The organism is Bradyrhizobium sp. 33ap4, assembly GCF_032654765.1.
Taxonomy (GTDB): Bacteria; Pseudomonadota; Alphaproteobacteria; order Rhizobiales; family Xanthobacteraceae; genus Bradyrhizobium; species Bradyrhizobium australafricanum.
The window spans coordinates 46,608-57,116 of sequence record NZ_JAUMTJ010000047.1; the positions used below are offsets into that span (position 1 = coordinate 46,608).

A 10,509-nucleotide genomic window follows, 5' to 3' on the forward strand; every position below is an offset into this window, starting at 1 on the left:
GAACCATTCCCGCTCGACGTCCCGGGCGATCTCACCCGGGACGTCGATTTTCCCAAATCGAACGCCTTGCTGGAATGCCGATGCGCGACACCCTGACGAGCCTGCGTTACCGCTACTGGCCGGATCATCTCCTCGGCGAGATCCTGTCCAAGCGTTGGACCGAGACCGCAATACCGGTGATCCTGCTTTTGATCGTCGGCTTCGCGCTCAGCCGTTCCATCGATCACTTCCTGTCGCCGTCGAGCCTTGCCGACACCGCGCGGCAGGCCGGCGAAATCGGCTTTATCGGCCTCGGCATGGCGCTGGTCGTCATCGTCGGCGGCATCGATCTGTCGGTCGGCTCGATCTTCGCGCTGACGGATTTCTGCGCGCTCTATCTGCTCGACGTGCTGAACTGGCCGGTGCCCGCGGTGGTCGTCGCCACCCTCGTCTGCGGTGCACTGCTCGGCGCCGTCAATGGCGTCCTGATCGGCTACTTAAGGCTGCGCGCCTTCATCACCACGCTGATCACCCTGATCATCTACCGCTCGGCGTTCGATCTGTTGATCCAACGCTACTCCAATTCGATCGCCGCGGCCTTCCCCGACATCCCGTCCTGGAATTTCATCGGCGGTGGCGACGTGTTCGGCATTCCGAGCGTCGCAATCGTCTACATCGCGATCGCCATCTTCGGCCATATCTTCATGACCCGGCTGCGCCCGGGCTGGCACATCACCGCGATCGGCGGCTCGCGCCGTTCCGCCTACAATTCCGGCATTCCGGTCCGCCGCACCATCGCGCTCTGCTATGTCGCAAGCGGCGTGCTGACAAGCATCGCCGCGCTGTTCTTCGCGGCCCGGCTCGGCACCGTCGGCGGCGATATCGGCGTCGGCCTCGAGGTGATCGTGCTGACCGCGACCGTGCTCGGCGGCATCACGCTCGGCGGCGGCAAGGGCTCGGTCGCAAAATCGCTTGTCGGCGTGCTGATCGTGCTCTTGATCACCAACGGCCTGACCACGCTCAATGCGCGTGGCGGCATCAACCGCATGGCGCTGGCGGGCATCCTGCTGGTCGCAGCGATGGTCGACATCCGCTGGCAGAAGAACCGCACCCGCATCATCAGCAAGGTCTATGTCGCGCCGACCTATCATGCGCTGCCGCCGCCGCCGGCCACCGAGATCGGCCAGGGCGGCCCGTTCGAGCAGAACGACAAGCTGCGCGACGTCGAATTGATCGGCCTCGGCCGCATCGAGGCGCCGGAGGACGTGATCCTCGATCGCAACAACAATCTCTACGCCGGCTCGCGCCATGGCGACATCATCCGCTTCCATGCGCCCGATTATCAGCGCATGGAGGTGTTCGCCCATATCGGCGGTCAGCCGCTCGGCATGGCGTTCGACCGGCAGGACAATCTCTATGTCTGCATCGGCGGCATGGGCCTTTACCGCATCACGCCCGACGGCACCGTGGAGAAGGCGACCGACGAGACCAACCGCAGCATGCATTCGGTGAACGACGACAGCCGGCTGCGGCTGGCCGACGACCTCGACATCACCGACGACGGCCTGATCTTCTTCTCGGAAGCCACCGTGCGCTACGAGATGGACGAATGGCCGATCGACGGCCTCGAGGCGCGCGGCAACGGCCGCATCATTTGCTACGACACCAAGACCGGCGCCACGCATACGGCGCTGCGCGGCCTCAAATTCCCCAACGGCATCTGCGTCGCCAGCGACGGCCAGTCGATCCTGTTCGCCGAGACCTTCGGCTGCTCGATCAAGCGGCTGTGGTTCGCGGGGCCGAAGAAGGGCCAGGTCGAGGTGGTGATGGACAATTTGCCGGGCTATCCCGACAACATCAATCTCGCCTCCGACGGCAATTACTGGCTGGCGCTGGTCGGCATGCGCAGCCCCTCGCTCGACCTTGCCTGGAAGATGCCGGGCTTCCGCCGCCGCATGGCCAAGCGCGTCCCGGTCGACGAATGGCTGTTCCCGAACATCAACACCGGCTGCGTCGTCAAGTTCAACGAGCAGGGCAAGATTCTCGAATCGTTCTGGGACCTGCGCGGCGAGAACCACCCGATGATCACCTCGATGCGCGAGCACCGCGGCTATCTCTATCTCGGCGGCATCATGAACAACCGGATTGGCCGCTACAAGCTGGAGAACGCGGACCCGAACTTCGTGCAGTATGACAAGCGCTGGGGGAAGCTGTCGTGATCGCGGCCGCCAGGGAATTCGCCAACCGCTTTCTCGGCCGCGGCGAGGCCACCATCACCGTACCTTCGTTCGACGGCGCGCTGAAGCCGAACCAGAAACTGGAATCTGCAACCACCTTGCTGGAATGCGAGGCGCTAGAGGATCTCGCAACCGACGGCCGAAACCTCTATGTCGCCGACGGCCGGCGTCTGCTGCGCCTCGACGGCGGCGGCGCGGCCGAGCTGCGCAGCTTCGAGCAGCCGATTTCGGCGCTCTGCGCGCTCACCACCGGCGGCGGCATCGCGGTCGCGCTCGGCGGCCGCGAGGTGCGGCTCTACGCCGACCCCTCGTCGGGCGAGCCGAGCGTGACGTTCAGCGACGCCGCCTTCAACGCGATCAACGCGCTGACGCAGGCCGGCGACGGCACCCTGATCGCAACCGACGGCTCGGCGACCTGCGGCATCGATGATTGGGCGCGCGACCTGATGGAGCTGAACCGAAGCGGCCGCGTGTTCCGGCTCGACCCCAGGACCAGATCAGTGCAGCTGCTGGCGTCGAAGCTCGGCTACGCCTTCGGCGCCTGCGCACGCGGCGACGGCGTGCTGGTCAGCGAGAGCTGGCGGCATCGCCTCGTCCTCGTCTCGAACGGACGGCCGCTGCAGGTCGTGCTCGGCCATTTGCCCGTCTATCCGTCGCGGCTGTCGAAGGCCGCGGGCGGCGGCTATTGGCTGACCGCATTCACCGCACGCACCCAGCTGATCGAGTTCGTGCTGCGCGAGCCGGCCTACCGGCGCCGCATGATGGCCGAGATCGACCCGGCCTATTGGGTGGCGCCGCGGCTGCGCTCGGGGTTCTCGTTCAAGGAACCGATGCAGGGCGCCCACATCAAGACGATGGGCGTCATCAAGCCGTGGGCGCCGCCGCGCTCCTACGGCCTCGTCATCCGGCTGAGCGAGGACGGCAAGCCAAAGTATTCGCTGCACAGCCGGGTCGACGGCATCAATCACGGCATCGTCGCGGCGCTCGAGCTGGGCGGTGACCTTGTGCTGATCGCCAAGGGACCGGGCCGCGTGCTGAAACTGCCCCTCGCCGGGCTCGCCGAGGAGACAGGCTCATGAGCGACACCGTGTTGTCCCTGCGCAAGGCCACCAAGCTTTACGCGGGCGTGCCCGCCATCGAGGGCGTCGACTTTGATCTGCGCCGCGGCGAGATTCACGCGCTGGTCGGCGAGAACGGCGCCGGCAAGTCGACGCTGACCAAGGTGATGGCCGGCGTCGTGACCTTGACGTCCGGCGGCATGAGTGTCGATGGCACGGAGGTCGCGCCGCGCACGCCGCTGGAGGCGCGCAATCTCGGCATCGCCATGGTGTTCCAGGAGAACAGCCTGGTGCCGACCATGACGGTCGCGCAAAACCTGTTTCTCGGGCAGGAGAAATTCTACAACCGGCTGCGCGGCATCTACATCGCCGCCCAGCAATTCCTGCAATCGCTGAATTTCGACGTGACGCCGACCGCCACCGTGAGCGGGCTCGGCGCCGCCAAGAAGCAGATGGTGGAGATCGCGCGCGCGGTTCTGCACAAGGCCAAGGTCATCATCTTCGACGAGCCGACCGCGTCGCTGACGCCGGAAGAGAAGAAATATTTCTTCGACCTGGTCCGTGACCTCAAGAAGCGCGGCGTCTCGATCATCTTCATCTCGCACGCGCTGGAAGAGGCGCTACTGCTCGCCGACCGCATCACCGTGCTGCGCGACGGCAAGCATGTCATCACCGACGACACGGCGAAATTCGATCGCGCGGCGATCGTGCAGGCGATGGTCGGCCGCGATCTCTCCAACACGCTGTATGGCGCGCGGAAGACCAGCGTCCGGCCGGCCGGTGCGCGCGTGCTCACGGTGCAGAACCTCAAGATGGCGCCGATGGTGAAGAACAATTCGCTGTCGGTGTTTGGCGGGCAGATCACCGGCGTGTTCGGCCTGGTCGGCGCGGGCCGCACCGAGACCTTCAAGATCGTCTCCGGCGTGTTGAAGCGCGACTTCTTCCACGGCGGCGAAATCATGCTGCACGACAAGCCGGTGCGCTACCGGGTTCCGGCGCCGGCGGTCAAGGCCGGCATCGCCTATGTGACCGAGGATCGCAAGGTCGAGGGCTTCTTCGAAACCGCCTCGATCGCCCGCAACATCTATCTCGGCCTGCTTTCGAAGTTTCCCGGGGGCCGCATGATGTTGTCGCGGCGCGAGACCAATTCGGTCGGCAAGACCTGGACTCAGCGCCTCAAGGTTCGCGCCATCGGCGACGAGGCCAAGGTGGTCGAGCTGTCAGGCGGCAACCAGCAGAAGGTGGTGATCGCCAAATCGCTGGTGCAGGAGCCCGAGCTGATCATCTTCGACGAACCGACCCGTGGTGTCGACGTCGGCGCCATCGTCGAGATCCACGAGCTGATCAACCAGCTCGCCGACGAAGGCAAGGCGGTGGTGGTGATCTCGTCCTATCTGCCCGAGATCATGGCGCTATCCGACCGCATCCTGGTCTCGCGCCAGGGCAAGGTGGTCGAGGAATTCTCCGCGCTCGAAGCCACCGAGGAGAAAATCATGTACGCGGCGATTCATTGATGCCTGAAACGCGATGCGATTTTGGTTGAAGCGTCAGGTGCGGCGCGGGAAGCCGCCTGCCGCGATCCTGGTCGAACGCTACTTCGGTCCGACGGTTCCGGTCACCTTCAGTCTCGCCGATCTCACCCAACCCGAGACGTCGTTGCCCGTCCCCGGATTGAGATACATCACCGACGACCAGCCATCCCTGGTTTGCGCATACGCGATCAGTGCGTCATTCGGAATGACGAACACGCCGCGGATCGGACAGTGCAGATTCGGTGCGGAGTAGAATTGCAGCCGTCCCGTGCCCGTCACCACATTGGCCAGCGGCGGCGACAGCATCGGGACGCGGCTGGTGCCGGTCTGCGGCTCCTTGCAGTTCGACGGCGTCTGCGCGTGCACGGTCGCCCCCGGAGCACCCAGGATCAGGGCACAGCAGACCATGCAGGCGACAACGAACCTGTCCGACATCGCTGATCCTCTTGACGTCGCCGATTGCGGCAACCGGCGAAGGGATTGATTCAGTTCGTGCCCGCGATGATGACGAGATTGTTCAGGACAGGCGTGGAGCAGAACGCGACGACGAGAGCGATGTTGTAAACGTTGTTGCTCCGCCAAAGCAGCCACGTGACCACGAACGTCAAGCCAAGCTTGGGCACCAGCCACCAGACGCCGAACCATGTCTGCGCCAGATGCATGAACGGGTTCAACTCACCCAATCCGAGACTCAGGATCACATTCGTCGACTCAAGGTCGGCGTAACCCAGCAGCAGCGCGAGGAGCACCAAAAGACCCTTAACCCAATTCATTCCGAGACTCCCGATGCCAGTAATGCCGAAGATGCCGGATTGGCCAGATCACACTATTGATGATGTCCACGCGCTCGGCAGGCACGAGGCCCGTTGCAGGATATTCGTCCGGCTTCGGTATCCAGGCCGTGCCGAACAGAATGTCGAGAAACGGAAAGCAGGCAGCGAAGTTTTTGTCCCTGTGCTCGGGAAGGACCGAATGATGGATCCGGTGCCATTGCGGATTGTTGATCCATGTCACATACCGACCGAGCGGAATGCGGACGTTGAGATGGGCACACGCATCGGGCATGAAGAAGATAAATCCCACCGCGATCACCATGTCCGGCGGGATGCGGAACAGGATCGCCATGATCGGAAGAAAGGCGTCGGACAACACCCGCTCCAGCCAGAAATGCCGGCCGCCGGTAATGAACGTGACGCCGTTCGCGCTGTGATGGAAGGAGTGCATCGCCCATAGAAAGGGGATCGCATGTTGGAGGCGATGATACGTGTACTTGTAGAGATCGAATGCAACCACGATGATTGCGAGTGACACGTACCACCAGTAACCGTCGGTCGGCAGCTTGATCCAACCGAGACCGGTATAGCTCGCAATCTTGCCCGCGGTGATCGCCGCGATCGGAGCGAGCATGGACGACAACCCGAGGCTCACGATCACCGCGAGCCAATCATCACGAAACTCGGCGTAGGGAACGTCCGCAATCGGCCATCTTTTTTCCAGGATGCGGCTGGTGTAGACGATGCCCAGAAACACGGCCGCATAAAATACGGCGTTTGCGATGTCACTCTGCATGAGGGATGACTCGCCGGTTCAAAAGGACAGACAATAAGAATAAAAACATTTCTGTGCCTATAGGCTAAAAAAGCTTATTTTTTCTCAACGCTCCGGCGGGGGCAAGCAGGGTTTTTACGGGGCGGCCCTCGTCTTCGGCCCGATTCTGGCCCGCGCGGGCGCATTTTTCCGGGCCGGTCTCCGATCCGGTGCGGCGATAGCCCGCTGAAGCGAACCCCGCGCCCGCCCGCAGGACATTGTGCGCACCGTGAAGGCGCGTGGTGCATCCCTGAGGGGCTATACAGAGCAACCCATCGACACCAGCACAGCAGCGGGCAAGCGCTTCCTGGACATGCTCGGTGTGTTCACCGAGTTCGAGACCAACCTCCGCAAAGAGCGGCAGCTTGAGAGTATCGCGGAGGCCAAGGCACGCGGGGTCTACCAAGACCACAAAGCGTCCATCGACACCGCCAAAGTGAAGGCGCTTAAGGCTGAAGGCATGGGAGCGTCCGCTATCGCGAAGGCGCTCAAGATTGGCCGCGCGTCGGTTTACCGGGCTCTTGAGGATTGAGGAGGGAAGCCAATGACACCCACAGCGCCCTCCAACTGTGACCACGGGCTGTGTGAGTGCAGTGGAACGCAATCGATCCAGAAGTGTCTGGGGATGCTCTACTGAAGACGAGCACGCATCAGCTGCCCGAACCAATGGGAGCTTGCGTGAATGGCGCGCCGTGGCCGATGAAGATGGGCACTACGTGTTCGCCGTGGCGCTATGATGCAACGGTTCAATTTTGCCGACCGCCTTGCGACAGGACGGAAAGGAGGTGCCCATGCCGAAAACGATCGCGGTATTGGGCTCTGCCCTCTTCTTTGCGGTTGCGCCCAGCTCGGTGGCGGGGCTCGTTCCCTGGTGGATTACGCGTTGGGAGTTTCGGCCGCCCTTCTTCGATCTCGACGCGACGCGCGCCGTCGGGATCCTGTTGATCGTCGCCGGTCTACCCGGGCTTGTCGACTCGTTTGCACGCTTTGCGCTGCAAGGATTGGGCACGCCGGCGCCGGTCGCACCGACGCAGAACCTCGTGGTGACGGGTCTCTATCGCTATGTGCGCAATCCTATTTACGTTGCCCTTGTCGCCGTCATTCTGGGCCAAGCGGTCTTGTTCGGCGACCAGCGCCTTCTTGGGTACGGTGCGTTGGTGTGGCTCGCCTTCCACGCGTTTGTCGTGGGGTACGAGGAGCCGGCGCTCGTTCGTATGTTCGGAACGGAGTACGAGGATTTCCGGGCCAATGTCCCGCGCTGGATTCCGCGGCTCACGGCCTGGCGAGCCGCACTCCGGAATCATTCGTGACGCGGGCGCCACCGCGGGAAGGGCGTGGTACCGCGCCCTGTCGTAAAATGGCGCGCCCGGAACGATTCGAACGTCCGACCCTCAGATTCGTAGTCTGTATTTCTTTATTGATTTTATTAATGAAATTGGCGATTTGTTGCATTTTTGTTGCATGAGTTCATAGTTCGACGTAATACAAAATGGTCACACGTGATGCAGGATCGGCCATGTCAATCAGGAAGCGTACCTGGAAGACCGCCAATGGCGACGCTCGCACGGCATGGGTGCTCGATTACTTCGATCAAAACCGCAAACGACGCCTTCGCACCTTCGACCGCAAACAGGATGCAGAGAAGTTCGAGGCCACAACACGCATCGAGATCGGTAAGGGCATTCACGTTGCCGATCGCGACTCCATCACCGTAAAAGAGGCAGGCACCCTGTGGCTCGCGGAATGTCGAGCCGAAAACCTCGAACCCACCACACTCGAGCAATACGATCAGCACCTTCGGTTGCATATCGTACCCTTCATCGGGTCAGAGAAGTTGTCGCATCTCAACGTGCCGTTCGTCAGTTCCTTCCGAACCAAGCTTCGCGATGAAGGGAGGTCCCCCGCAATGGTCCGCGGAGTGATGGGATCGTTGGGTGCCTTGATTTCGGTTGCTCAGCAACGCGGCCAGGCCGCACACAACCCCGTCCGCGAATTGAAGCGATCACGACGGAAAGGCAGCGCGAGCCAGCAGCGTCACAAGGCAAAGTTAAAGATCGGCGTCGATATTCCGACCCGCGACGAAATCCGGGCACTGCTCGCGAAAGCGAAAGGTCGATACCGGCCATTGCTGATGACTGCCGTCGTCACTGGACTGCGTGCCTCCGAATTGCGCGGCTTGCGATGGGAGGATGTCGATCTAGACACCAAGAAGCCCGAACTGCATGTTCGACAGCGCGCTGATCGACGCGGCATCATCGGTCCACCGAAATCGGCATCAGGCTATCGCACGATCCCCTTGCCTCCGGATACCGCTCAAGTGTTGCGCGAATGGAAACTGATTTGCCCAAAGAAGCGAGATCACAAGAGGGATCCGGGTAAGCTGCACCTCGTCTTTCCGAACGGCGCCGGCAACGTCGAATTGACGGGCAACATCATCAAGCGCGGCCTGATCCCGACCATGATCGCTGCCAGACTCGTCATACCCGCGCTCGATGAACAGAAGAAAGTAAGGCGTGACGAGAGCGGCAAAGTGATCTTTGAACCCAAATATACAGGGATGCATGCCTTGCGGCATTTCTTCGCCTCATGGTGCATAAATCGCAAGGTGGATGGTGGTCACGAATTGCCTCCGAAAATCGTGCAGGAGCGATTAGGTCATTCGACGATCGCAATGACGCTCGACATTTACGGGCACCTATTCCCGCGCGGTGATGACACAGCGGAGTTGGCGGCAGCCGAACAATCGCTTTTATCGACCATCTGAAAATAGCCGTTCCCGCAAACGAGACGAGTTTCGCGTTCGCCATAGCAAGCAACGTCATGAAGCTTTCGCGCTGCTAACCCGGAGCAGTTCACGGGTAACAGCGCGCACAAGCTCAGCTAGTTCGGCTAGCTTTGCATCTTCCTCCTCATGCGAAAACGGCGACATCAATGTTCCATGCATCACTGAGTTCCGTATTTCGTTCCAAGCTGAGAACTGAGATGAGGTAACTATCGATTGCGCGGCGAGACGCCGAAGGCTATTCTTGATTGTCTCATTTTCCGAGCTAAAATTTTGGACAGCTTTGACTGCCACACTCTTTAGGCGCGCAGACACCCCTGAGCTCTCGATCACATCAATTAAAGCGACCTTCTCGTCCCTCTCCGCCTTTCTGTCGCTGGACATTGTCCTCGCTGGTCGCAACAACTTGGTCAACCCTTCGCTCGTGCTGGCTAACGCAAGGGCCATCACCCAGCGGGATGCCCGGGCGACCCCGCTTAACTCATCGTAGAAGCCAGTGACGGGGTGGAGTTCATAAATTGGCTCACCACGTGAATCTCGCCTTAGCGCAATCATGTGGAGAAGTCCGCTATAACATTCAAAGAAATCAGATCCGTTGGGGTCATCACAACGCCAGAAAGCAGACCAACTGGCGTTCTTCACGCGAGGGACTGTCGAGACGCTTATCATCGAATGGCCGCCCAAGTTTCGCGCATAGAGACGCGGCATAAGCGGTTGACCGAACATTATTCGAAAGGGTTGGACCAACCATTGCTCGGCGTATGTTGGCGGCAGTTGTTCAGAGTGCTCGGCGACTATCGCAAGGCAAGCAGCTTCCCGCTCGAACGTAAAAGTTATGGTGGAGCCTAGCATTTCAATCTTTTTTTCATACTGGCCGCGCATCGCGAGCACGAGCGGATGAAGTCGATCGACAGAATAAATGAGCTCGGTGGATGATGTTGCGCTTCTGCTGGCGCTGGCATCGTCACAGATAAGAGATTCCAGTTCGCCCTCGGCCTCGAACCTTCCATCAACGAGGTCTTGCTTGGCGGGGATAGTATAGCCACAAGCCCAATCGACTCCCTCAGCGTCGACGCCTACCAGACGCATGCGAGCAATACTCTGGTAGGAATTCTCGCGTTGGTACTGCATTGCACCCGTGAGGGCCTTGAAATCGATCTCGGATGCACGAAACCGGTACGTTAGGTCCGCAAGCGATTGCATCGCAACTTCACCGCTCCCGGAGGCAAGAGGCGGCTGATAATCGCGTCCGATCAGCTGCATTTTGGGAAAGCTCAGAACTTTCGGCGTTGTCAGAAACGATCGCCATCTATCCAGCGTTGCCAAACGTCCTC

Annotated in this window: 9 protein-coding genes and 1 pseudogene; 6 read left to right on the forward strand and 4 right to left on the reverse strand. The window is 61.1% G+C overall.

What is annotated here, in order from left to right:
* Positions 1-74: 74 nt before the first annotated feature.
* Genes Q2M23_RS30425 through Q2M23_RS30435 form a run of 3 tightly spaced genes read left to right on the forward strand, consistent with a single transcriptional unit; the run spans position 75 to position 4,788 of the window.
* A complete protein-coding gene (locus tag Q2M23_RS30425; protein ID WP_028335920.1) occupies positions 75-2,198 on the forward strand; it encodes an ABC transporter permease in 2,124 nt (707 codons plus the stop codon).
* Complete coding sequence (locus tag Q2M23_RS30430) at positions 2,195-3,295, forward strand: hypothetical protein (protein ID WP_316398016.1); 1,101 nt, start codon at positions 2,195-2,197, stop codon at positions 3,293-3,295. Before Q2M23_RS30425 ends, Q2M23_RS30430 begins: the two co-directional genes overlap by 4 nt.
* On the forward strand, positions 3,292-4,788 hold the full coding sequence (locus Q2M23_RS30435) for a sugar ABC transporter ATP-binding protein (protein ID WP_316398017.1): 1,497 nt from the start codon (positions 3,292-3,294) through the stop codon (positions 4,786-4,788). The genes Q2M23_RS30430 and Q2M23_RS30435 overlap by 4 nt, the downstream gene beginning before the upstream one ends.
* Before the next feature lie 78 nt (positions 4,789-4,866).
* Here the strand turns inward: Q2M23_RS30435 and Q2M23_RS30440 are convergent, their stop codons facing one another.
* Genes Q2M23_RS30440 through Q2M23_RS30450 form a run of 3 tightly spaced genes read right to left on the reverse strand, consistent with a single transcriptional unit; the run spans position 4,867 to position 6,375 of the window.
* On the reverse strand, positions 4,867-5,241 hold the full coding sequence (locus tag Q2M23_RS30440; protein WP_057018949.1) for a hypothetical protein: 375 nt from the start codon (positions 5,239-5,241) through the stop codon (positions 4,867-4,869).
* Positions 5,242-5,291: 50 nt separating this feature from the next.
* Positions 5,292-5,579: a DUF5658 family protein gene (locus Q2M23_RS30445; RefSeq protein WP_225161514.1), complete on the reverse strand. Its 288-nt coding sequence runs from the start codon at positions 5,577-5,579 to the stop codon at positions 5,292-5,294.
* Entirely contained in the window at positions 5,566-6,375 is an 810-nt protein-coding gene (locus Q2M23_RS30450; protein ID WP_057018950.1) for a sterol desaturase family protein, read from the reverse strand. The genes Q2M23_RS30445 and Q2M23_RS30450 overlap by 14 nt, the downstream gene beginning before the upstream one ends.
* A 229-nt stretch (positions 6,376-6,604) precedes the next feature.
* Here Q2M23_RS30450 and Q2M23_RS30455 point away from each other — a divergent pair.
* The 3 genes and pseudogenes from Q2M23_RS30455 to Q2M23_RS30465 form a co-directional block, all read left to right on the forward strand.
* A pseudogene (locus Q2M23_RS30455) lies at positions 6,605-6,925 on the forward strand (recombinase family protein); the annotation flags it as partial.
* Positions 6,926-7,184: 259 nt separating this feature from the next.
* Positions 7,185-7,703, forward strand: coding sequence for an isoprenylcysteine carboxylmethyltransferase family protein (locus tag Q2M23_RS30460; protein WP_316398018.1), 519 nt, complete (start codon positions 7,185-7,187; stop codon positions 7,701-7,703).
* A gap of 206 nt (positions 7,704-7,909) precedes the next feature.
* The gene (locus Q2M23_RS30465; protein ID WP_316398019.1) at positions 7,910-9,157 is read left to right on the forward strand and encodes a tyrosine-type recombinase/integrase; all 1,248 of its coding nucleotides are present in this window, start codon (positions 7,910-7,912) and stop codon (positions 9,155-9,157) included.
* Between the two features lie 54 nt (positions 9,158-9,211).
* Here Q2M23_RS30465 and Q2M23_RS30470 read toward each other — a convergent pair whose 3' ends face one another.
* Positions 9,212-10,501, reverse strand: coding sequence for a hypothetical protein (locus tag Q2M23_RS30470; protein ID WP_316398020.1), 1,290 nt, complete (start codon positions 10,499-10,501; stop codon positions 9,212-9,214).
* Positions 10,502-10,509: the final 8 nt, after the last annotated feature.